Annotated in this window: 14 protein-coding genes and 1 pseudogene; 3 read left to right on the top strand and 12 right to left on the bottom strand. The window is 72.0% G+C overall.

All coding sequences use genetic code 11. From position 1 onward, the window contains the following. Positions 1-52 precede the first annotated feature (52 nt). Positions 53-841, bottom strand: a complete 789-nt coding sequence (locus ACZ32T_RS21145; RefSeq protein WP_467269282.1) for a VOC family protein — start codon at positions 839-841, stop codon at positions 53-55. A gap of 661 nt (positions 842-1,502) precedes the next feature. Between ACZ32T_RS21145 and ACZ32T_RS21140 the strand changes: the two are divergent. Beyond that, a pseudogene (locus ACZ32T_RS21140) lies at positions 1,503-1,667 on the top strand (encapsulin); the annotation flags it as partial. Between the two features lie 124 nt (positions 1,668-1,791). Next, positions 1,792-3,174, top strand: a complete 1,383-nt coding sequence (locus ACZ32T_RS21135) for a type III PLP-dependent enzyme domain-containing protein (RefSeq protein WP_467269550.1) — start codon at positions 1,792-1,794, stop codon at positions 3,172-3,174. A 358-nt stretch (positions 3,175-3,532) separates the two neighbouring features. On the opposite strand, the gene panD is transcribed toward ACZ32T_RS21135, so the two are convergent. The 3 genes from panD to ACZ32T_RS21120 form a co-directional block, all read right to left on the bottom strand. Next, a complete protein-coding gene (panD, locus tag ACZ32T_RS21130) occupies positions 3,533-3,961 on the bottom strand; it encodes an aspartate 1-decarboxylase (protein ID WP_467368299.1) in 429 nt (142 codons plus the stop codon). 315 nt (positions 3,962-4,276) lie between these two features. Continuing rightward, positions 4,277-7,570: a S8 family peptidase gene (locus tag ACZ32T_RS21125; RefSeq protein WP_467368297.1), complete on the bottom strand. Its 3,294-nt coding sequence runs from the start codon at positions 7,568-7,570 to the stop codon at positions 4,277-4,279. A gap of 300 nt (positions 7,571-7,870) precedes the next feature. Next, entirely contained in the window at positions 7,871-11,620 is a 3,750-nt protein-coding gene (locus tag ACZ32T_RS21120; protein ID WP_467368295.1) for a S8 family serine peptidase, read from the bottom strand. Positions 11,621-11,813: 193 nt separating this feature from the next. Between ACZ32T_RS21120 and ACZ32T_RS21115 the strand changes: the two genes are divergently transcribed. Next, positions 11,814-12,635, top strand: a complete 822-nt coding sequence (locus tag ACZ32T_RS21115; RefSeq protein ID WP_467267178.1) for a helix-turn-helix transcriptional regulator — start codon at positions 11,814-11,816, stop codon at positions 12,633-12,635. Positions 12,636-12,660: 25 nt separating this feature from the next. On the opposite strand, the gene ACZ32T_RS21110 is transcribed toward ACZ32T_RS21115, so the two are convergent. The 8 genes from ACZ32T_RS21110 to ACZ32T_RS21075 all read right to left on the bottom strand — a co-directional run bounded on the left by ACZ32T_RS21110 (position 12,661) and on the right by ACZ32T_RS21075 (position 23,195). Then, a complete protein-coding gene (locus tag ACZ32T_RS21110) occupies positions 12,661-16,755 on the bottom strand; it encodes a S8 family serine peptidase (protein WP_467368293.1) in 4,095 nt (1,364 codons plus the stop codon). A 228-nt stretch (positions 16,756-16,983) separates the two neighbouring features. After that, complete coding sequence (locus tag ACZ32T_RS21105; protein WP_467368291.1) at positions 16,984-17,325, bottom strand: hypothetical protein; 342 nt, start codon at positions 17,323-17,325, stop codon at positions 16,984-16,986. Between the two features lie 154 nt (positions 17,326-17,479). After that, positions 17,480-18,541: a 2-aminoethylphosphonate ABC transporter substrate-binding protein gene (locus ACZ32T_RS21100; protein ID WP_467368289.1), complete on the bottom strand. Its 1,062-nt coding sequence runs from the start codon at positions 18,539-18,541 to the stop codon at positions 17,480-17,482. Positions 18,542-18,641: 100 nt separating this feature from the next. After that, positions 18,642-19,439, bottom strand: coding sequence for an ABC transporter permease (locus ACZ32T_RS21095; protein WP_467267174.1), 798 nt, complete (start codon positions 19,437-19,439; stop codon positions 18,642-18,644). Further along, on the bottom strand, positions 19,426-20,280 hold the full coding sequence (locus ACZ32T_RS21090) for a 2-aminoethylphosphonate ABC transporter permease subunit (RefSeq protein ID WP_467267173.1): 855 nt from the start codon (positions 20,278-20,280) through the stop codon (positions 19,426-19,428). Before ACZ32T_RS21090 ends, ACZ32T_RS21095 begins: the two co-directional genes overlap by 14 nt. Continuing rightward, on the bottom strand, positions 20,273-21,370 hold the full coding sequence (locus ACZ32T_RS21085; RefSeq protein ID WP_467368287.1) for an ABC transporter ATP-binding protein: 1,098 nt from the start codon (positions 21,368-21,370) through the stop codon (positions 20,273-20,275). Before ACZ32T_RS21085 ends, ACZ32T_RS21090 begins: the two co-directional genes overlap by 8 nt. After that, positions 21,367-22,074 carry a phosphonatase-like hydrolase gene (locus tag ACZ32T_RS21080; protein WP_467267169.1) on the bottom strand — a complete coding sequence of 236 codons (708 nt, stop codon included), beginning with the start codon at positions 22,072-22,074 and terminating at the stop codon, positions 21,367-21,369. The genes ACZ32T_RS21085 and ACZ32T_RS21080 overlap by 4 nt, the downstream gene beginning before the upstream one ends. Next, positions 22,071-23,195 carry a TIGR03364 family FAD-dependent oxidoreductase gene (locus ACZ32T_RS21075; RefSeq protein WP_467368285.1) on the bottom strand — a complete coding sequence of 375 codons (1,125 nt, stop codon included), beginning with the start codon at positions 23,193-23,195 and terminating at the stop codon, positions 22,071-22,073. The genes ACZ32T_RS21080 and ACZ32T_RS21075 overlap by 4 nt, the downstream gene beginning before the upstream one ends. Positions 23,196-23,214 lie beyond the last annotated feature (19 nt).

The following is a 23,214-nucleotide window of genomic DNA, read 5'->3' as shown; positions in this document are numbered from 1 at the left end:
CCCGGAGCACCGTGAGGCCGGTCCGCCGGGCGGGCGCCGTGCGCCGTGCCGTTCAGTCGCCGACGGGGTGGGTGAGTGTGAACAGTCCCCCGTCGGGGTCCTGGAGCGTCCGGAAGAACCCCTGCGGCGCCCAGGAGGCGGGTGTCGGGCGGGGTTTGCTGCCGCCCGCGTCGAACGCGGCGGCCGCAGCGCGTTCGACGTCGTCGACCGCGAAGGTCACCAGCCACCGTGGACGGAGATGGGCCTCCGCGGATGTCTGTACGCCGCCGGCGTGCAGGGAGAGAACTGTCTGTCCGCCCCGGTCGACCTCGACGTGGTCGTGCCGGTAGACGACTTCCGTGTCAGGTCCGGTGGCCCACTCGAAGACTGCCCCGTAGAACATCGCGGCGTCGAACACGTCGCGGGTCTGCAGATCGAGACGGACGGGCGCCCGGCCCTCGCCCGGTGACCAGGCAGGCGCAGGTCCTTCCCAGAAGCCGAAGGTGGCCCCGTCCGGATCAGCGGCCAGGCCGGCGCGCCCCTCCCCCAGTGCCACCGGGCCCACTGCCAGGGTGGCGCCCCGTTCCTGGATCCGTGCCGCCGTGAGATCGGCGTCCCGCACGGCGAAGTACGGCGTCCACACCGACGCCGGAGCGAAGCCTGGCCGCCGCTGTCCGATTCCCGCCACGGGCGAGCCGTCGGCTGACGCTACGAGGAACTGCTCGCCCAGTGCGCTCGTGCCGAATTCCCACCCGAGGACCGCCCCGTAGAAGGCCTGGGCGGCGCCCAGATCGCTGACCATCAGGTTGACCCAGCAGGGCATGCCGGAGACCGGCACCATGTGATCAGCGGACTCGGGCATCATCACTCCTTCGCAGCCACTCCTACACCGGTTCCGTACGGGGTGCGAGTCGACGGGTGGCCGGAGAACACGCCGTGTGCGCGCTCGACGCGCCCGCGGAACCTGCGAACACCCAGGTCCCACGCAGTGCGTGCGCGAGCAGCGTGTCCCGGACGCACCGCGCGTCGCCCGGCCGGTCCGGTCCGGCGTGCGGTCCGGAGGGTGGTGTGGATAAGTGGCGAGGAGCCCTGCCCACCACCCACGGAGTGCGCGCATGACCGACGCCGTACCGGAACCCGTCGTGGTCCAGCCCGTGGTGGCGCCGCTCACCAGTGCCGCGGAGGTGCTGGTCGCCACGATCGAGCCGGGCGGCGAGTCCGCCGTACGCGACGTGCTGCCCGATCTCGCGGCGTTCGCGCGACCGCATCCTCGGCTTCTCCACGGCGGTCACCGGCACGCTCTGCCACACCCCCGGCGCGGGCTTCCTCGACGCTCCTCCACCGCCGCCCTCCCCCGTCGGGACCGCAGCCGTCCCGGAGCCGCAGCCCGAGGAGGGGCGCTCCCCGGCGACGCCGGTCGTCCACGACGGCTCGCTGCGCATCGGCAGCCTGCGAGAAAGCGCCCAGTGACGAACAATCTGCACGGAGAACTCGCCCCCGTCACCGACTCCGCCTGGGGCCAGATGGAGGAAGAGGCCGGACGCGCCTTCAGCCGTCATGTGGCAGGCCGCCGGGTCGTCGACGTCAGCGATCCCCAGGGGCCGGAGCTCGCCGCGATCGGCGACGGACATCTGCTTGACATCGACCCGCCCGCCCCCGACGACGTGTTCGCCCACGCGCGGACGGCGGCTGTCCGGACCACGCCGCGACGGACATCCGGCGCTGCTTCCCCCAGGCGTTCACCTTCCGGATGCTGACGCCCGAGGCCGTGGTCCCGCTCATCGCCTGAAGGCACCGACCTGCGAGGCTCCTATCAACACCACCCGCCGTACGTCACCGCCGGAATCCGCGACCGGGCCCACCCCCGCGCCGCGCTCCGCCAGATTCGCGGAGGCCCTGCGCCTCGCGGTGGCGGAAGGGCTGCTCGGCGAGGAGCGGCCCCTCGCGGGGTTCCTCGACGCGGACGGGATACGCGCCTCCGTCGAGGCGCTCCGGGAGGCCTTCGCCGCGGAGCCGGGCGTACGGGTGCTGCACACCTTCGCAGCCAAGGCCGCGTCGCTGATCCCGGTGCTGCGGATGTTCGCCGGCTGCGGCATGGGCTGCGAGGTGGCGGGCCCGGGCGAACTGAGACTCGCGGTCGAGGCCGGCTTCGCCCCGGCCCGGATCGTCCTGGACTCACCCGCCAAGACCCGGGACGAGCTCCGGCTGGCGCTGGCCCTCGGCATCGCCGTGAACGCGGACAGTTTCGGTGAGATCCGCCGCATCGAGGAGCTTCGCTCGCCCGGGTCGGCGTCCGTCCTGGGGCTGCGGGTGAACCCGCAGGTGGGCGGTGGGTCGATCGGGGCCATGAGTACGGCGACGACCACGTCGAAGTTCGGGGTGGCCCTGCGTGACCCCGGCGCCCGCGAGCGGGTGGTCCGCACCTTCGCGGAACATCCCTGGCTGACCCGGCTGCACGCACACGTGGGCTCGCAGGGCTGCCCGCTGGAGCTCATCGCCGCCGGCATCGCCGAGACGTACCGTCTTGCCGAGGAGATCAACGCCGCGTCGGCCACGCGCCAGGTCACCGGAATCGACATCGGCGGCGGGCTGCCGGTCAACTTCGACGACGACGAGACCCGCCCCGCCTTCACCGAGTACGTGGCGGCGCTCCGGGCCGCTGCTCCGGGCATCTTCGACGGAAGATACGACCTGGTCACCGAATTCGGGCGGTCCCTGCTGGCCAAGAACGGCTTCATCGGGGCGCGCGTGGAGTACACGAAGGACGCGGGGGGCCGCCGCATCGCGCTCACCCACGCGGGGGCCCAGATCGCCACCCGCACCGTCCTCATGCCCGATACCTGGCCGCTCAGGGTCGGCGCGTTCGACGGAGAGGGCCGCCCCCGCAGCGGCCCGACGATGATCCAGGACATCGCGGGACCGTGCTGCTTCGCCGGAGACGTCGTGGCCCACGGCCGCGAGCTTCCGGAGCTGCATGAAGGGGACTTCGTCGCCCTCTACGACACCGGGGCGTACTACTTCTCCACTCCCTGGGCCTACAACAGCCTGCCCCGGCCGGCCGTGTACGGCTTCGCCGGGGAATCCGGCCGCCTGCGCTTCGCCCCGGTGCGCGAGGCGCAGTCACTCGACTCGGTGGCGGCGGAGAGCGGCCTGCGCCACGCGGACGCGCTGACGGAACTCCACGGGGAGCCCTAGGAGCCCCCGCTCACCCCGCCGGCTGGGGCGAGGGCTCAGGCTCCGGCACCGGTTCGGGGTCCGGGTTCGGCGGCTGGGGAATCGGGTCGGGCGCGGGGCCCGGGGGCACCGGGCCCGGCGGTACGGGTGGCGGGGACGGCACCGGCGTCGGCGGCCCCGGCACGGGCGGGGGCGTCGGCGCGGGCGGCACGGGGTCGGGACTGGGGTGCGTCATCTCGGTCCTCCAGGTGCGACGGACGGGACGAGTGGATCTCCTCTCCACCGTCCCCCCGTGCGGCTTCCCTCGCCTGCCGAGTCCACACGTAAGCACCGTGGCTCATGGCCCGGAAGACTCCCCGGGCCGGGAGCACGGGACGGCTCAGCTCCCCGCGGGGACGACGGCCTGCGGACTGCGTTCGGTGCGCGTGCCCGGCACGGGGGCCGAGGCGTCGGCGCCCAGGGCGACGATGCGGTTCCCGGCGTCGACGTGCACGACGCTCGGCACGAAGGCCCGGGCCTCGGCGTCGTCGACCTGGGCATAACTGATGAGGATGACCAGGTCGCCGGGGTGGACCAGGTGGGCGGCTGCGCCGTTGATCCCGATGACGCCGGAGCCGCGCTCGCCCTCGATGACGTACGTCTCCAGACGCGCGCCGTTGTCTATGTCCACGATGTGCACGAGCTCACCGGGCAGCAGGTCCGCGGCGTCCATCAGGTCGGCGTCGACCGTGACGGAGCCGACGTAGTGCAGGTCGGCCTGGGTCACGGTGGCTCGGTGGATCTTGGACTTGAACAGAGTGCGCAGCATATGAGACTCCTCCGAGATGGCTCCCTGCCTGCTTTGTGCAGGTCAAGGGCGCCTTCGACTGTACACCGAGACACGCCGAACGATGTTTGTGAGGAACATCGCTCCGGTCAGGTGAGACGGCTTCCTACCTGGGCTTTCCCTTCGCTCAAGTGCCTGTTGGGACGATCGCCCCGGAATGCGCGGGGACGCGTGCTGACCGGATGCTGACTTAGTCATGTCGTGTCCCCGCCACTCCGGGAGGACCACGCTCCCTCCGGCCCCGGAGGCGAGCGGACCGGGCCCCTGACGAGGGACCCGATCCGCTCACGGCCTGTTCTACCCTCGGGACTTGTTGACCTGGAAGGCCCGGGTGACGGTCTGCTTGACCGCACTGCCGTCGCTCGCCGCGACGGTGGCCCGCAGGGTTGCGTACGAGGCGCCCTTGGGTGCGGTCAGATCGGCGTGCGAAGGCGTTCCGTGGCGGCCCGGGGTGATCTTGACCGCTCGCCAGGTGGCACCGTCGTCCCAGCTAACCTCCAGCTCGGCCGGACCGACCGTGGCCTCGACGGCACCCGGTGCACGCTGGACATCCACGTCCACACGGGTCGTGGCGTGGCGAGGGGCGCCGCCGGAAGCATCGAGGCCGTGCGGGACGAACCGGACGGCCATGAGCGGCAGGACGGTTCCGGCGCCGTCGTCGGTGTCCGAGTCGAAGCTCCACTCCGACTGCACCCGGGTGGACAGTGTGGCGTAGGGCTGGTCCCGAGTGATGTCCGCGGCGAGCGTGTAGCGACCGGGGCCCGCCGGGGCCGGGATCGTCCTGGCGCTGCCAATGGCATTCCACTCACTCACCTTCTGGCCCTCCTTGGCCAGGGTGAGGGTGCCCGAGGCACTCCAGTCGGACCCGCCGCGGCTGCCGTCGCCGTCGACGAACCACGGTGTGCCGGCCCAGATCACGGAATTGTTGATCCGGTGGGCAGGCGCGGCCGGGAGCGCCGGTCCGACCACCGCGGCTGCGAAGTCCAGGCGGCGCAGGGCGCGTGGGCCGAACGTCTGCGTCGAGGTCGCGAGGGACTGCCGCCCGGCGATCGAGGCCCGGTCGAGCCATTCGCCCGGTGTGCGGTAGTCACGCACGGTCGAGGGAAAGCGGACCGCCTGGTCGACGAAGAGAGGGAGCAGGACGTCGTCGTCCGGGGTGGCCGCGGTGGTGCCTGCGGCGGGGGTGCCCTGAGCGTTGAGGCGGACACGCACCTCGGTCAGGTCGCGGCGTTGGACCGAGAAGGCGGGCCGGGCCGGGACACCGCCGTGCCAGGTGCGGGCCACGTGGTAGAAGAAGGGACTGGGTGCCTGCGACGAGGCGTCCTTGGCCGCGAACACGGCGAACGTACGGTAGGTGGCGTCCGCCTCGGCGAACGGCGTCGCGTACAGCGACTGTCCGGCGCGCTCACCGGTGGTGACCACGCTCATGGTGTACGTGCCGGTGCCGGCGGGCAGCGCGAGTGCGGCCTGCACGGCGGTGGCGTGGGCCGCTCGGTCGTGGACGTCCGCGCGGACCGGAGCGGCGGTGCGGGCGTCGAGGTCGACCGTGGTGTCCTCGACCGGGGTGACGGAGGCGGCGGCCATGGTGGTGGTGCGCTCCGTGCCGGTGCCGCTGTTGATCGTCATGCCGATCCAGTACTGGGCCTCGGGCACGGACGCCGTACCCGATCCCCCGTTGATGCGAACCGGATAGCGGTCGCCCGTCCAGCGGTTGACCACCATGGCGGTTCCGGTGGCCGGGGTGCCGTCGCGATGCTCCGCCTGGACCGTCAACCGATGTTCGGGGACGGGGCTGTTGACGCCGAGGATCGTACGGGTGACGGCCTTGCCGTCCTGCGAGGCGATGAGGACCGCGGACCACGGGCCGTGCGGCAGCAGCGCGGCGCGGGCGGTGACGGTCGCGGTCGCGGTGCCGTGCGCGGGGACGGTGACCTGGTCACGGTCGACGGAGAACTGCTCGGTGTTGCCCGGCTGGGCGGTGGGCGAGAGCGGCTTCTCGACCGCCAGGTCGAGCGTCATGACGCTGTCACCGGAGTTGCTGAAGGTGACGGTGTGCTCGGTGTCCTTGCCGGCTCCCTCGGACCAGCCGGCGGCCGTCGTCAGGTTCGCGGGCGAGGCGAAGACCGTCTGGCCTACAGCGCGGCCGGCGTCGACCCGGCCGGTGCCCTGCTGGTAGGCCGAGCGCTTCGTGTTCGGCTCGGCGCTGTTCATGAGAGCGGTCTTGATCTGCTCGCCGGTCCAGTCGGGGTGCGCCTGCGCGACGAGTGCGGCGGAGCCGGCAACGTGCGGCGTCGCCATCGACGTACCGCTCTTGGCGGTGTGGCCGCCGCCCGCCTTCGCCGCGACGATGGTGACGCCGGGCGCGGTGATGTCGGGCTTCACCGCGTTGTCACCGGGGCGCGGGCCGCGGCTGGAGAACGCCGCCAGTTGGTCGTCGGCGTCGACCGCGCCCACGGCCAGTGCGGCGTTCGCGATGGCGGGCGCGCCGACCGTGGCGGTCCCGTACTCGCCGTCGTTGCCCGCGGCGACGACGAAGAGCGTGCCTGTGCTCGCCGACAGGTCGTTGATGACGGCGACTGCGGGGTCCTCCTCGTCCGCCGGGCCGCCGAGGCTCAGGTTGACGACCCTGGCGTGAATGGTGTTGACGGCCCAGTCGATGCCTGCGAGGAGCGCGGAGGTGGGGCAGGAGCCGGTGTTGTCGCAAACCTTGCCCACGGCGAGCGACGCGTCGGGGGCCACACCGCGGTAGGTGCTGTCGACGCCGGCGATGGTGGAGGCCACGTGTGTGCCGTGGCCGTTGTCGTCCTCGGCGGTGTCGCCGCCGAGGAAGTTGGACGAGACCGTCACCCGGCCCGCCAGGTCCGGGTGGTCGGAGTCGTAGCCACTGTCGAGGACGGCGACCGTGACGCCCTTGCCCGTGTATCCGTTCTCCCAGGCCTGCGGGGTGTTGATTTGGCGGACGCTCCTGTCCAGGGCGACGTGCGTCCGGCCGTCCAGCCACAGTTTGTCCCCACCCCCCGCGAGCGAGCGGCCGGTGCCTGCGGTCAGGCGCTTCCACGTGCTGACGGCGTCGGTGCTGTCGCGCGGGTCGAGTGCGGTCAGGCCCAGGCGGGGTATCGCGCGTCCGGGGTGGGCGGCCGGGCCGACCGCGTCGCGGGCTCTGCTCGCGGCGCCCGCACCCTTGGCATGCTGAACGATCATCCCCACGGCGCCGGAGGCGGTGGTGCCTTTCGTGCCGTATCCGGCGTCCAGCAGCGCCTTGACGTCGAAGAGGCGGGGATCCAGCCGGCCTACGGCGAGCAGCGGCTCGGCATCCGCGGGCACGACACCGATGTCTCCGTTCCCCACGGAACTGGTGGTGAAGGTGACGTTCTCCCGGCCGGGCCCGGGAGTGACGGTGGCCGAGCGGATCTCGGCACCGGAGCGTTCGACCGTCACGGTGTCGCCGGTGGGCAGCGGCACGGTGAACGTGGTGACCGCCGGCGTACGGGCGTCGGCGGCCGGTCCGGGCGGGTCTGCCGCGTGGGCGGCAGTGGCGGGTATGAGCGCCGCCAGCATGCCGGCAGCGGCCACGACGGATCTGACGTGCATGGAGAGAACCCCCAAAGATCGCAGAGCGAGGACGCGTCGATCCTCGCAGCGCCGGGGCCCCCAACAAGGCTGACAGAGTGGCGACTTGACGACCCGTCGTAGATCCGCCACCGGAAGAGGGCCGGCGCGCTGACGGGGGCCTCCACGATCGGGATCCGGTACACACTCCGGCTGCCCACCTACCACCAGCAGCGCATCGCGGCCGAGGTCGCGGCCATCGCGCCGGAGCAGGGGCCGTCAGCGTCCGACCGGTCCGCACACCGCGGGGCCGTCCCGGAAGGGGCGGCCCCGCGGTGTCTCTCAGCGGATTTCGTACGCGCGGACCATGGTCTGGCCGACCCGCGCCCCGTGCCCGTCGGCGAGCGTGACGCGCAGGTGCACGAACGTGGCCGCGGGCGCGTCGCCCGGCACCGTGGCACGCCACGTCCCGTGGGACCGTCGCACATCCGCGGTATGCCAGTCGGTGACCGTGTCCGTAGTGGTCTGGTCCCCGTAGGCGTACTGCACCTCGACGTCCTCCAGCGCGACCGGGCCGTCCGCCCCGTCCACGACGGCGCCGATGCCCATCGTGGTGCTCTCGCCCGCCGGGCGCGTGTTGCGCAGGTCCGACGGGAGGTCGAGGGCCGGGACGAGCAGGCGCTGGGCACCCTGGTCGGCGGCGCCGGAGCGGAAGTCCCACTGCGTGCTGTACGCGAGGCCGGTGCGGTCGGCGGCCGACGCGGGCCGGCGCCAGGTCTGGCGGAACGTCACGTCGGCCATGTCCCGCGGCAGCTCGAAGGCGCCCGACACCAGGGGCTGCGGTTCGCCGTTCACCAGCAGCTGCCGGGTGCCGTAGTCGTTCCGGGCGGCGGTGGAGTCGTGTCCACCGGCGTCGCCGAACGGGGCGACGGTGAAGGCCAGCCGGTTGCTGTCGCGGGTCATCAGCGCGGCGCTGTAGGTGTTGCGCACCGGGCCGTACGGCGACTTGTACCAGTACGCCGTGGTCTTGCCCCGCGCCGCTTCGCGCGGCCCGTCGTAGGCGGTACCGCTGTTCGGGCCAAGGTCGCGGCGCATCAGCGTCGTCCAGGTCAGGCCCTCGCTGCCGGAGGGCGTGAAGTACTCGGTGCGCTGCTGAGGGGCGTGCAGCGGCAGCGTCGTGCCGCCGGCCCACACGGCGGCCATGCCGGGCAGGCCCACCTTCACGTCGGACCAGTACGTCGTGTCGCCCGTGGCCTGCTGGACGTGGTAGCGGGCGTCGGTGACGGCGAGTTCGCGGTCGCGGACCCGCCGGACACCGGGACGGATCGCGTCCTTCGAGGTGTACGCCAGGTTGTACACGTACGGGCTGTTCGCGGTCGCGGTACCGGACCAGCTCACCTTCGCCGAACCCGTCTGCCCGGCCTCCGCCTTCAGCGCGAGGGCGTCGTCCCAGGTGATGGTGGCCTGCGGCGGGCCCCCCTCGGGGCCGGTGATCTGGAAGCGGCCCTTGCTGTCGGGGACCGCGGCCAGGACACCTGCGGCTCCGGCCTTCCTGGCGGCGGTGTCCCACAGGTAGGCGCTGCCGCCGCCGGTCCCGGCGTCCACCAGGGCGACCTTGCCCTTCAGGTTCTGGGCCGCGAAGTTGGCGTCCGTCCCCTTGCCGATCGCGACGACCTCGGCGGATCCGTCGCCGTCGAACTCGGTGGTCTTCTGAACCGGCAGCGGGTCCAGGACCCGTCCGCCGCCCGTGGTGAAACCGGCCTGCGGCGCGGTCTGCCGTACGGAGGCGAGGAAGGTGACCTTGTCGGCACGCCGGACCGGCTGGGCGTAGATCGCCTTGACGTACGACGGAACGGCGGTCGCGTAGCCGGCGAGCATCCGGCCGGTCTCGTCCAGCCCGTAGGTCAGGCCCATCGCGAACCCGTTGGGCCGGCTCGCCCGGTCGGTGTCCCACGCGATCTGTTCGGCGTCGCGGGCGTCCAGGGTGACGGTGGTGTCACCGGCGACGGTGAGCTCCGGCCGGTAGAGCTGGGACACCGAGGCCACGCTGCCGATGTCACCCGGCTCGTCCCTGGTCATGATCATCCCGCCGAGGGAGTACGTGCCGAGCGGCACCCGGATGGTGGTGCTGCCCGCGGCCGGGTAGCCCAGCGTGTACCGCTTCGCGTTGTCGCGGTGGTCGTCGAACAGCTGGAACGTCGACGGGGACGCCGCCGGGTCGCCGTGCCGGTCGAGCCCCTCGACGGTCAGGTCGGCCGACGGCACCTCCAGGTGCACGCCGAACGGCACGGTGACGCGCACGCCGTGCGCGCCCGTGCCGACGAGGCGGCCGGTGAGCGTGCCGTAGTCGCCGGCGTCGAGCTTCGCCGCCGGGTCGATGCGGACCGGCACGTCGGCGGTGCCGCTCGCGGGGACGGTGATCCGGGTACGGGCGGCCGAGACGAAGCCCTGGACGCGGGAACCGTCGTCGCCGCGGACGTCGCGCACGGCGAGGGTGAGGGTCACGTCCTCGTCCGTGCCGTTGGTCAGCGTGACCGCACGGTCGACCGGGTCGAGTCCGGCCTGCGGGTACGCGAAGTCGCCGAGCAGCGGGTTGGGTTCACCCGTCACCGGCTGGGAGACCGCCCGTGCCACGTCCATCGGGCCGGCGCCCTGGTCCAGGACGGGGGTGTCGGTGTCCTTGACGGACGAGGTGAGCAGCGCCTTGAGGCGGGCCGGTGTGAGGCCGGGGTGCTGCTGGAGGAGGAGCGCGGCGGCGCCGGCCACGTGCGGGGTGGCCATCGAGGTGCCGGACATCGACCGGTACGCCTGGGCGTCCCGGCCGCCGGCGCGGGCGGCGACGACGTCGACGCCCTGGGAGGCGATGTCGGGTTTGGCGTTGATCCCGTCGGCGGAGGGGCCGCGGCTGGAGAAGGACGCGGTCTCGTTCTTGCGGTCGACGGCGCCGACGGTCAGGGCGTTCGGCGCGCAGCCGGGCGTGGAGACGGTGCCGCGCAGGGAGGCGTTGCCCGCCGCGATGACGAACAGGGCCTTGCCGCCGAGGCGCTGGACGGCTTCGACGTCGGGGCCCGAGCAGCTGGTGGAGCCGTCGGCGCCGAGCGACATGGAGACGACCTGCGCGCCTTGGGCGACGGCCCATTCCATGCCGTTGACGATGCCGCTGAGTGTGCCGGAACCGTCGTCGCCGAGCACCTTCCCGACGAGCAGTCCGGCTCCCGGCGCCATGCCCGCGTACCGGCCGTCGGACGCGGCGCCGGTGCCGGCGACGGTGGAGGCGGTGTGGGTGCCGTGGCCGGTGCGGTCCTCGGCGTCCTGGCCGTTGACGAACACCTTGGTCTGCGTGATCCGGCCGGCGAGGTCGGGGTGGGCCGCGTCCACGCCGGTGTCCAGGACGGCGACCTTGACGCCGGAGCCGTCGAGCCCCGCCCTGTGGGCGGTGCCCGCCCCGGTGAGCGGGACGGTCGGGGTACCGAGCGGGTCGGCAGCGGAGCCCTTGACCTTGGCGTCCAGCCAGATCTTGGTGACGCCGCCCGCCGAGCGTGCCGACGCCTTCGCCGGGGTCAGGTCGTGCCACGCGTCGGCGGCGGACTTCTTGGTGACGTCGAGGCCGGCGCCGCCGATGGATTCGAGCGTGGCGGTGGTCCGCGTACCGGGACGGGCGGTGCGCGGTGCGCGCCCGCCGGCGTACTCGACGATCACCGGAACGGTGGCGGAGTGCGCGTCGTCGTAGCCGTCGGCGACGAGCTTGCCGATGTCGAAGAGCCGTGCGTCGACGAGGCCGGCGTCCACCAGTTTCTCGACGCCCTGCGGGAAGACGTAGGTGCGGGTGCCGTCCTGCCAGACGGCGGCGGGATGGTCGGTGCCGTCCACGGGACGGGGTGCCGCCGACAGGATCCGGCCGTCGGGGGCCAGTCGCGCGTCGACCACGTCACCGGTGACCAGAGTGACGGTCACCGTGCGGGCGACCGCGTCGGCCGTGCCGACCGGCGGGGTGGCCTCGGCTCCAGCGTGCGCCGCGGGTATGCCGACGGCCATCAGGGCGACGGTCGCGAGGCCGGCGGCCGAGGACCGCCATGGTCGGGTACGTCTCACAGAACAGCTCCTGCCGAAAGGGATGATGAACCAGCAGCGTCGCCAATGTGACGCCCCCATGGGTGCGTTCGAGCTGGCGAGTGGCCGCCATGACGTAATCCCGACATCGGCGCCACCCCGGATCCACGTACCAGGGAAGCCCTGATGAGGGGGCCCCCGGCCCTCCGCTTCCGGCGGCGGCGAGACTGGGGGCATGTCGTCCGTTTCAGAGAAACCGTCCCCCCGGCCCACGGGCACCGCGGCGTCCGCCCCGGACATGCGCACCTCACTCGTCGAGCTCCAGGACCAACTGCGCGGGACCGACGCCGCGCTGAGCCGGCTGCTGAGCCGGTGGCACCCGGGCGGTGGTGGGAACGAGGAGCACTTCGTCCGGGTCTGGGAGAGCCGCGAGGAGCAGGCGCGCCGGATCTACGACATGGAGTACTCCGCCCGTACCTCGCTGTCCGGCTTCCAGTCCGGGGCCAACACGGTGGCCCCGGTCCCGACGACCCTGCCCGACGGGCCCGAGGAGCAGGGCGCGGACGGAGCCGGGCCGCCCATGCGCAAGGACGGCAATCCGGATGCCTCCTACCGCATCGTCGTGGACCGCGACTTCCTCTCCGAGCCGGCCGCGCTGCGCGCGCTGGACCTGCGGGTGGAACGGGGTCACCACGTCCGGGTGGTCGACCAGCCGTTGATCAAACTGCTCATCGCGGACGGCGAGACGGCCATGGTCCAGGTGGAGCCTGGACGGTCGCTGGAACTGCGGCCCCCGCTCGTGGTGCTGGCGACCGAGCTGTTCGAGTCGGTGTGGCGCCGTTCGCGCCCGTATCTGCGCGAGGACGGCGACCTGAGTCCCACCGACCGCCGCATCCTGCAGCTGATGCTGTCCGGGCTCACGGACGCGGCGACGGCCCATCAGCTGGGCACGTCGCCGCGTACGGTGCAGCGCCGGGTGCGGGCGCTGATGGATCTGGCCGCCGTGACGTCACGCGTCCAGCTGGGCTGGTACGCGATGCGCAACAACTGGGTGTGAGGACCCCGTCACGACGGCCTTCCGGCTACATCAGGTCCAGGTAGTCCTCCAGCGACTTGCCGCGCAGACGCTTGACCGGGTCTGTGTAGTGGTCGCCCGTGCTGTTCTGCGCCAGGTAGTTGTCCTTGACCCAGGCGAGGTCCTTCGCGCCGACGGTGCCGTCGTGGTCGATGTCGGCGGCGCGGCCGGCCGTCCCGCGCGCCGCGTACACGGCGGCGGCGTCCCTGACGTCGACGACATCGTCGCCGTTGACATCACCGGCGACGAGGGCGGCCCCCGAGTTGCCGGTACTGCCGGCCACGCCCCAGGTGCCGTCAAGGCCGAGGTCGATGTCCTCGGTCCAGGCGAAGTGGCCGGGCGCCGTCACCCGGAACCGGTACGGCTTGTCGGACGGGATCAGCCCGCTGACGGAGATCCGGCCGGTCTTGTCCAGGGCCACCTCGCGGCTGGTGCCGTCGGGCGCCGTGAGGGTCGCCTCGATGCCGTCGGCGGTGTGGTCGCGGACGCTGTCGTACGCGCCTTCCCTGGTGAGCAGGGCCTGGACGGCCGGGCGGGCGACGAAGGTCGAGGTCGGGTTGAGCATGCGCACCGCACCGTAGAACTGGATGTTCAGGTTCGTCTTGGTGCCCGCCGTGTCGACGGCGGACGTGCTGCCCGTGCTCAGGCCGGCGTTGGCCGTCACGGTGCCGCCGGTCACCTCGTACGTCACCTTCAGCAACGGCATCGAGTCGCCGCTGAGGCCCGCGCTGTCGGCGACATCGAAGGAGAGCGTGCTGTGCGAGGACGATCCGGCCGACACGTCGGTGCGGCGGATCTCGGACGGGTCGTGTGCCTTCAGTTCGGCGGTGGGCTCGATGGAGACGAGCTTGATGTTCCGGTCGTCGTAGCGGAACTGCGAGGTGAACGTCTTCCAGTTCTTCAGCTCGTGCGCGGTCAGCGTGTACGTGACACGGTCACCGGCGCGCGCCGACGCGGCGCTCGCGTCGCCGACCACATAGGGCGTGCCCTTCCTCATGATGCTGACCTGGCGGATGCCGCTGATGTTGCCCGCGGCGTCCGTGGGCCACAGCTTGAGGCGCGCGACGGGCGGGCCGAGGGGGGTCTTGATCTGCCCGTCCACGGACCCGTCGGCCGCCACCGGGAGGTTGCCCTCGGGCGCGTTCGGGCTGTACAGCGAGTAGTGGAGGCGGTTGTCGGCCTGGCCGATGTCGAGGCCCGCGTCGCGGATGTCGTCGGCCTGGGCGTCCAGCAGGGTGCCGGTCACGGCGAACGTCGTGGCGTCGGCGGGCTGTTCGACGACGGTGGGGTGGGCCGGGTCCCAGGCTCCGTAGGCGTCGTCGTACGTGGGCAGTTGCGTGTCCACGTACACGTCGCGCAGTTCGCTGTCGGTGCCGCCGGCGGCGTCTGTGCCGACGATGCGCAGCTTGTAGTGGCCGTCGTCCATGAAGCGGCCGCGCGGGTCGAACGGGGTGGCCTCGTCACCGGTCGACGGGAAGTACCAGGGCCCGACCGTCGCCGGGCCGTAGAGGACGCCCTCGGTGAGACCGACGGTGTTGATGCCGCCGACATAGCCGAGGTCCTTGCCGTCGGCGTCGGTGAGGAAGATGTCGATGCTGCGCAGCTGTCCGGCCATCCGCAGGTTGAAGGTGGCCGCCCCGGAGCCGACGGCTCCCTGGTCGGAACCCCGTCCGGTCGACATGACGGACTTGGTCATGTCGACCTCCGCGAACCCGGACTCGGCGACCCGCATGCCGAACGGGACGTGCATCGCGGGCAGCCCACTGCCGCTCGGCGGTGTCAGCGTGACCGTGCCCTCGTAGTAGCCGGCCGGGGCTCCGGCCGGCACCCGCAGGGCGGCGGCGACGGTCTTCTTGCCGTGGGCGCCGACCTTGATCCGGTCAGGGGTGGTCAGGGTGATGTGCGCGGCGTCGGCGTCCGCGGAAGCGCCGGAACCGCGGCTGAAGGCCGTGCGCACGTCGTACGTGACGGGCCGGCCGCTGCCGTTGACCACGCGCAGGGTGCGCTCGATGTCCGTGGCGCGGCCCACCGGCAGCACGCCGAGGTCCAGCGCGCCGGTGACGGCGTCGATTTCGGTCTGTGTGCCGTCGACCGTGACGTGCGGGGCGGTCTCCGGTACCTGCACGGCGGTGGTGGCGTGCACGGCCGTGTACGGATCGATGGCTCCGGCGCCGGCCTCGAACACGCTGACGTCACCGGGCAGGGCGGTCGCCGTGTTCATGAGCGCCGTCTTGATGGCGTCGGGGCTCAGTCCACGGTCGTGCTGGAGCATCAGCGCGGCGGTGCCGGCGACGTACGGCGCGGCCATCGAGGTTCCGCTGAGTCGGGCGTACGCGTAGGTGTAGTCGTCGCCGGCCGGGTCGACGATGTCGGCCGGGACGGACGACAGGACGCTGACGCCGGGCGCGGTGACCTCGGGCTTGATGGCGGCGCTGCCGTAGACCGGGCCGCGCGAACTGAAGTCGGCCAGGGCCCCGTCGCCGAGCCGGAAGGTCCCGGCAGGTGTGAAGGAGACCTCGGCGCCGGCTGCCATCAGCGCGGCGCCGTCCGCCGCGGTCAGCGAGAACGCCGGGACGTACTTCGGGTTCTCACCGATGTAGTGCGGGATGTGCCCCTCGGCGGCGTTGTCGTTGACCAGGAGAACCGCCGCGGCGCCCTTGTCGTGTGCGCGCCGCACCTTCTCGTCGAGCGGGATGCCGCCGCGCCGGACCAGGACGGCCTTGCCGGTGGCGTCCTTGCCGGTGTACCCGGCGGCGTTGCCCGTACCCGCGTCGACGACCGCGAGGGCGCTGTCCGCGAGCTTGTCGAGGGCGTCGCCGTAGGGCTGGGCGAGCAGCCGGCCCTGGGCGGTCACCGGTCCGGCGGTCAGCGTGTACGCGGGCAGGGTCAGCGGTTCGGAGTGGGCGCCGACCGTCAGCGGGAGGGAGGCGGCGGCCGGCGTGGCGACGGTGCCCGCCTTCGGGCCGCTGTTGCCGGCGGCGATGACGGTGGTGACGCCCGCGAGGACGAGGTGGTCGGCGGCTATGGACTGCGGGCTCAGCGGGTCGTTGACGGCGGCGCCCAGCGACATGTTGACGACGTCCATGCCGTCGTCGGCAGCCTGGTCCATGGCGGCGATGATGTTGCTGGTGCGGCCGCTGCCGTAGGGGCCGAGGACGCGGTAGGCGTGGACGGAGGCGCCGGGGGCGACGCCGTGCGCGGCGCGCGCCTTCGACTCGGCACCCTGGCCGGCGATGATGCCGGCGACATGGGTGCCGTGCTCCGTGTAGTACGTGGAGCCCTGGTTGGTCTCGGCCTGGCCGGACGCCTTCCAGTCCTCGTACGTGGTCTCCATCGGGTCGGCGTCGTCGTCGACGAAGTCGTAGCCGCCCTCGTACACGTTCTTGAGGTCGGGGTGCCGGTAGTCGATGCCGGTGTCGATGATGCCGACCTTGACGCCCTTGCCGGTGATGCCCTCGGCGTGCAGGCGGGCCACGCCGTCATCGGCCCCCTCCGTCTGCGGGCCGCCGGATCCGGTGGCCTCCGGGTCGGAGAGCGCCTTCACCGTGCTGTCGGGCCACACCGAGGCGACCTCGGCATGGTCGAGCAGCTCGGCGACCCGGTCACCGGGCAGGCTGAGGCTGACGCCGTCGAAACTGTGGGTGTAACTGCGGTGCAGGCGCGGCGCCTCGGACTTCCGGCCGGACTTCCCCGCGGCTGCGTGCTTTTCGGGGAACATGTCCTTCAGCACATCGCGGAACGCGCCCTGTGCCTCGGTCACCGCAGCGCGCGCGTCAGTCTCGCTGAGGCTGCGCCCCTCGGCGGCCGCTAGCAGACGTGCGGTCCGGGCGGGCGGCGTCCGCAGTTGCACGATGACGTCGACGAGGTCGGCGGACTTCAGCGCCGCCTTGTCGGTGACATGCAGTCCGCCCATGTCGAGCGTCGCCATGCGGTGCAGCGCCTGTCGCTCCTCAGCATCCAGGGAGGCGAGCACGCTACGGGCGCTCGGTACTGTGCCCGGGTTCGGTGCGGCGACGGCCGCGGGCGCCACGCCCGCCACGGCAGCAAGGACGGCGGCCGCCATTACCAGGGACAGGTGTCTTTGTTCCGGGACATGCGTCATGTCTGCCTTGCTCCGCTCTGGGCTGCGCCGGGGACGTTCGCACGATCATCGGTGCGGCACGGAGCAACACGGAAGGGCGACCGGTGGCGGAATCACGACGTGTCGTCAAACCGCCATCACCGGCTCGGCCCCGCAGCGAGGGCTGTCAGACCGAAGCGCCCGGCGTCGGACGACGCTATGCGGACGGGCGGGGCCCCTGGGGGCTGTGCTGCCGATCGGCGGCCCCGGTCAGCGCTTGCCGCCCCTGCCGGCACGGGAGGCGGAGGGATCGGTCGAGACGAGCCGCTTGAGCAGGGCGGGAATCCGCCCGCCCCGGTCCTCGTGGTTCTCCACGGCGCGGAGCGCGGGCAGCAGGATGCCCGCTCCGGCGGACCGCAGCGGGTCCGGCGGTAGCCGGCCGCCCGGGTGCGCTCCCTCGACCTCCCGTACGCAACCGCGACCCTGCTCCAGTAACAGGGCGTCGACCTCGGTGTCGCCAAGGAACTCCTCAGGGCGCCCATATGGCGAATACTGCGGGTGGCATCCGGCCGTTCGGGAGCCGGTGGCGAAAAATACGTCACCGACCGGCACGCCTCGAAATGGATCGCGGTCACTCGGCAACCGAGCGGATCTTGCGCGAGCAGGGCACGCACAGAGGCTACGGGCCCGGCCGGAGTCCTGGGACGGGAGCACTGTACCCGTCCTGCGGATCCGGCACGGAAGAGGAGCAGCTGGTCCGTGCCGGTCAGCTGCCGGTGGCCGACTTCCAGGCGTCGATGTACTCGTCGAGGCCGGTGCTGATGCCGGACCAGTCCGGCTCGAAGACCTCCACGCCCTTCATCAGCCCGGCCAGCTCGACGGCGTTGGCGTCCTTGGCCTCGACGTCCGTGCGCGCGCTGAACCCGCCGCCGACCGCGCTGACGTCCTGCTGGGCCGGCTCGGAGAGCATGAAGTCGAGCAGCTTCTTGCCGTTGGCGCTGTGCGGGGCGTTCTCGACGAGCCCGGCGGCGTACGGGAGGGCGAAGGTGGTGGGCTTCCCGCCGTCCCTGGCCGGGAACCAGATGCCGAGGTTGGACATGTCCTTGGCCTGGGCGAAGTTCATCTGTACGTCACCGTTGGCGACGTGCAGTTCGCCCTTGTCCACTTTGGGGGCGAGCTTGCCCGTGGAGGCGGACGGGCCGACGTTGTTGGTCTGCAGTTTCTTCAGGTAGTCCATCGCCGGCTTCCGGCCGCCGAAATCGTGCATGGCCTTGATGAGGACGGCGGTGCCGTCGCCGGCGACGCCCGGGGTGGAGTACTGGACCTTCTCCTTGTACGAGCTGTCCAGCAGTTCTTCCCAGGTTCGGGGCGGGGTCTTCAGCTCCTTCTTGTTGTAGATGAACCCGAAGTAGTTGTTGACGACCGAGGTCCAGGTGCCGTCGGTGGCCTTGTCCGCGGCGTCGACCTGGTCGGAGCCGGCCGGTTCGTACGTCTGGAGCAGGCCCTTGGCGCCGGCCTGCTGGATGAACGGCGGCAGGGTGACGAGCACGTCGGCCTGGGTGTTGGACTTCTCGCGGAGGGCACGCTGGACCATCTCGCCGGAGCCGCCCTCGACGTATTCGACCTTGATCCCGGTCTTCTTCTCGAAGTCCTCGAAGACCTTGTCGTACCAGCCTTCGCCGTTCTCGCCCTTGAGGCCGTCGGCGCTGTACACGGTGACAACCTTCTCGTCCGAGGCTGTCGAGGAACCGCCGCAGGCGGTGAGGGTGGCGGCGAGGGCGAGGCTTCCGACGATCGCGGCCGCCGACTTCGAGATGTGGGTGCGCATGTGAGTCGTGTCTCCTGGAAGTCCATGAGGGGTACGGGGCAGAGCTCGGGTCGAGTGCGAGGACTCGGCCCAGGACTCGATACGGGGGTCGTGGGGTCGGTCAGCGGTAGGAGGCCCGCGTCCGGATGCGGGAGACGGCGAGCAGGACCAGCAGCGTGGTGCCCATCAGGACCACGGAGACGGCTGCGCCGGTGAACAGGGACCCCCGGTCGGTGGCGGCGAAGATCTGCACCGGTAGGGGCGTCCAGTCCGGCGGGTAGAGCATCATCGTGGCGCTCAGCTCGCCCATGGACAGGGCGAAGCAGAGCCCGGCCGCCGCCGTGAGGGACGGGAGCAGAAGGGGAAGCTTGATCCGCCACAGGACGAGGGCGGGCCGGGCGCCCAGGCTGGCCGCCGCCTGCTCGTACATCGGGTCCAGGCGCCGGATCGCGGCGGACACCGACTGGTAGGCGAAGGCCGTGACCAGGACGGTGTGGGCGAGGATGACGATCCAGCGCGTCCCGTTGAGGAGCAGCGGCGGCTTGCTGAACGCGACGAGTACGGCGAGGCCGACGACGACGGACGGCACGGCGACCGGGAGCATGAACAGGGCGTCCAGCACCCTCCTGCCGGGCTTGCGCAGTGAGGCGGCGGCGATGGCCGCCCAGGTGCCGAGGGTGAGGGCCAGCAGGCTCGCGCCCAGGGCGGTGATCAGGCTGGTGGTGAGGGCCTGGAGGGAGTCGCCGCTGGTGGCGGCGGCGTAGTGCTCGGCTGTGGGCCCGGACGGGAAGGCGCCGGACCAGTGGGTGGAGAAGGACGCGGCGACGATGACCAGGAGCGGCACCGCGAACAGCGGGACGAAGAGGAGGAGGAAGAGGGCCCAGGTGGCCCACTTCCCCGCTCGGCTATGCACCAACACGGCGGCTCACCGTCCGATACAGGGTGTAGAGGCCGACGGAGAGGGCGATGTTGACGACGGCGATGACGCAGGCCGCCGGGTAGTCGGACTCCAGAATCGCCTGGCTGTAGACGAGCATCGGCAGGGTGGTGACGTCCTTGGCGCCGGTGAACAGCACGATGCCGAATTCGTTGAGGCACATGACGAGGACGAGGCTGCCCCCTGCCGCGAGTGCGGGCAGGGCCTCCGGAAGGATCACCTTCCGCACGATCCGGGCGGGCCGGGCGCCGAGCGAGGAGGCCACTTCCAGCTGTGCGGTGTCGAGTTGGGAGAAGGCGGCGAGCAGGGGCCGCATCACGAACGGGGTGAAGTACGTGATCTCGGCGAGGAGCACGCCCCACGGAGTGGTGAGGAAGTCGAAGGGCCCCTGGGAGGCCCCGGTGGCGTCGGTCCACACGCCGTTCGCCATGCCGACCGTGCCGTAGACGAACAGCAGGGCCAGCGTGATCAGGAACGACGGGAAGGAGAGGAAGACGTCGATGAACTTGGCGACCGCCTTGCCCCCGGGGAACGGCACGAACGCGATGACGAGCGCCAGCACGAAACCGAGTACGAGGCAGCCGACCGTGGAGCCGACGGCGAGCCAGACGGTCGTGCCGAGTGCCGAGCGGAAGGACTCCGACGCGAGGACGTCGGCGTACGGGGTGAGTGAGGTGCCGCCCTCGTCGGGAGTGACGGACTGCTGGACGACGAGGGCCAGCGGGTAGAGGAGGACGAGAGCGAGCACCGCCACGGGGGGCAGCGCCCATATCCAGCCGGTCCGGCCCCGGCGCAGGGCGGCGGGGGCGAGTGCGCTAGCCATGGACCGCTCCTGTCACCGTCTTCGCCTCGGCCGGCGCTTCGACCGTGGGGAGCAGCACCGCATCCTGGGAGGCGAAGTGCAACGTGACCTTCTCGCCCATTGCCGGGGGCTCCCGGAGTTCGCGGAGGTCGGCCTTGACACGGTGGCCGTCGATCTCGACGTACAGCCGGTGGGTGGAGCCGCGCCACTGGACCTCCACGGCGGTGCCGGTGAGGGCGTTGGGGCCGTCCCCGAGCCCGACCAGGTGGGGGCGGACGCAGAGCGTGGCCGTGGTCCCGGCGGCGGCCTCCCCCGTGGAGACCTCCAGCTGGTGCCCGGCGAAGACGACGGATCCTGAACCGACCGTGACCGGCAGCAGGTTGGCGTTGCCGACGAACGAGGCGGTGAACTCCGTCCGGGGTGTGCGGTAGAGCTCCTGCGGGGTGCCGCAGTCCTGGAGCCGGGCCCGGTCCATGACGGCGATCCGGTCGGCGAGGGTGAGGGCCTCGACCTGGTCATGGGTGACGTAGAGGATGGAGACGTCGGGGAGTTCGCGGTGCAGGCGGGCCAGTTCGGCGAGCATGCCGGAGCGGAGCTGGGCGTCGAGCGCGGACAGCGGTTCGTCGAGCAGCAGGACTGCGGGGCGTACGGCGAGCGCGCGGGCGATGGCGACGCGCTGCTGCTGGCCGCCGGAGAGTTCGCGCGGATAGCGCGTGGCGTAGGCGGACATGCCGACGAGTTCGAGCGCCTCGGCGACCCGGGCGGCGATCTCGGTCTTGGGGACCTTGCGGGCCTTGAGGCCGAAGGCGACGTTGTCGCGGACGCGCATGTGCGGGAAGAGGGCGTACTGCTGGACGACCATGCCGATGCCCCGCTGGTGCGGGGGCAGCGCTGTGACGTCGCGGTCGCCGAGGTAGACCCGCCCGGAGGCGGGCCGCACGAAGCCGGCGACCGCGCGCAGGGCGGTGGTCTTCCCGGACCCCGAGGGGCCGAGCAGGGCCATGACCTCGCCGGGTTCGACGGTCAGGTCGAGCCGGTCCAGGACGGTGTTCCGGCCGTACGCGACGCTGACCCCGTCGAACCTGATGCCTCCGGCCGCCGTGCCCGTCATGCCTCGGCCCTCGCTATCAGGTCCGGCAGTCCGGCGACGGAGTCGAGGATGTGCGTGGCACCGTGCCCGCTGAGCCGGTCCTGGTCGTGGGCACCGGTCAGGACGCCGGCGACGACGCCGGCTCCAGCGCGTGCGCCGCTGAGCATGTCGTAGGCGGTGTCGCCCGCGACCACGGTCTGCCGGACGTCGTCCACGGCGCCGGTGCGCAGGAAGGCGGCGAGGACCATGTCGGGGTAGGGGCGGCCCCGGCCGCCCGCGTCGGCGGGGCAGAGGGTCAGGTCGGCCAGGTCCTGCCAGCCGAGGGCACGGAGGATGGCGTCCTGGGTGGTGCGGGCGAAGCCGGTGGACAGCACCACGGTCCGGCCCTCGCCCCTGAGCCGCTCGACGGCTTCGCGGGCGCCGGGGACCGGGGCGATGAGGCCGCTGTCGACCAGCGTGCCGTACGCCTCCTCGAAGGCGGTGTTGGCCTGCTGGGCCAGGTCCTCCTCGCCGAAGAGGTGCCGAAAGACGGAGATCTTGGACTCTCCCATGGTGGCGCGTACGTAACCGAGTTTCTCGGCGTGGTCGGCGGAGCCCGGTTCGACGCCGAGGCGCCCGGCGGCGGCCGAGAACGCCTGCTCGACAAGGCCGCCGTCGGCGACGGTGGTGCCCGCCATGTCGAGGACGATCAGATTCAGCTTGGTGTCGTGGGTCAACGTTTTCACCAGTTCAGTTCGTCGGCGGTTGTTTCGGCGATGGCGGGCGAGCAGGTCATGCCTCGGCCACCGGGCCCGGTGACCAGCCAGACGCCGTCGCGGACCTGCTCGCGGTGGACGACCCTGCTCGTGTCGGTGCACTGGGCGTAGACGCCGGCCCAGCGGTGACGGACGCGGGGCAGCGGGCGGCCGAGGAAGGACTCGACCACCCGGGCGAGGTGCTCGTACGGCTCCTCGACGGTGTCGAAGGCGAAGGGGTGCTCGTACTCGTGGGTGTCCCCGATGGTCAGTCCGCCGTCACGTCGCTGCACCATCAGGAGCTGCATCCGGTGCTCGGCGGCGATCGGTGCCTGGGCCTGGCCGGCGTTGAACGCGTCCAGGGCCTCACCGGCGTAGGCCGGGTAGTAGCGGAAGCTGTCCGCGTCGGCGACCGAGGTGGGCAGGGTCTCGCCGAGCGGATCGGTCTGCATCATCTGCAGGCGGACGCGGCGTACGGGCAGGTCCGGCCCGGCCAGTTCGCGCACGAGGCCGCCGAGCCATGCGCCGGTGGCAAGGACGACGGCATCGCCGGTGTGCACGTCGCCGTGGTCGTCGCGGACGGAGGACGTACCGATCACCTCGCGCACCTCACGGCCACCGAGGTAGGTGTACCGGCCGGAGGACAGCAGTGCTTGTTTCAGGGCGATTTGGGCGGTGCGTGGTTCGACGGCCGCGTCCCGCTCACACCACAGTGCGCCGGCGAAGTCGCCGCGCAGGGCGGGGTTGACCGCCCGGGCCTCCTCGGCGGTGAGCAGCTTGTAGCCGCGGGCCGCCGCGTCGGGGCGGGCGACGGCCGCCTCGGCGACCGCCAGCTCCAGTGCGCCGCGGACCGGGGTGAGCGACCCGCAGGACCGGAAGCCGAGGCCCGGCACCCGTTCGCCGATGGACTCCCACAGCTCGCGGGCCCGGAGCGCGGTCTCCAGCTCCTCGCCGCCGGCTCGGCCGCTGACCCATATCTGTCCGAAATTGCGGAGCGATGCTCCGCGCGCCTCGCTCTCGCGCTCGATCTGTACGACCTCGTGGCCGCGGTCCACTGCGTGCCAGGCGTGCATGGTTCCCACCACGCCGGCTCCTACGACGATGACTCTCACGCCGGTCACATTCCTGGGG

It is taken from the genome of Streptomyces sp. NPDC023573 (assembly GCF_055559735.1).
This window is presented reverse-complemented; position numbering and strand designations above follow the sequence as displayed.

Coding starts and splice junctions, on each gene's coding strand:
- ACZ32T_RS21110 (WP_467368293.1), bottom strand. CDS start 16,755: ATGACGCATGTCCCGGAACAAAGACACCTGTCCCTGGTAATGGCGGCC.
- ACZ32T_RS21085 (WP_467368287.1), bottom strand. CDS start 21,370: ATGACGGGCACGGCGGCCGGAGGCATCAGGTTCGACGGGGTCAGCGTC.
- ACZ32T_RS21100 (WP_467368289.1), bottom strand. CDS start 18,541: ATGCGCACCCACATCTCGAAGTCGGCGGCCGCGATCGTCGGAAGCCTC.
- panD (WP_467368299.1), bottom strand. CDS start 3,961: ATGCTGCGCACTCTGTTCAAGTCCAAGATCCACCGAGCCACCGTGACC.
- ACZ32T_RS21125 (WP_467368297.1), bottom strand. CDS start 7,570: ATGCACGTCAGATCCGTCGTGGCCGCTGCCGGCATGCTGGCGGCGCTC.
- ACZ32T_RS21145 (WP_467269282.1), bottom strand. CDS start 841: ATGCCCGAGTCCGCTGATCACATGGTGCCGGTCTCCGGCATGCCCTGC.
- ACZ32T_RS21090 (WP_467267173.1), bottom strand. CDS start 20,280: ATGGCTAGCGCACTCGCCCCCGCCGCCCTGCGCCGGGGCCGGACCGGC.
- ACZ32T_RS21115 (WP_467267178.1), top strand. CDS start 11,814: ATGTCGTCCGTTTCAGAGAAACCGTCCCCCCGGCCCACGGGCACCGCG.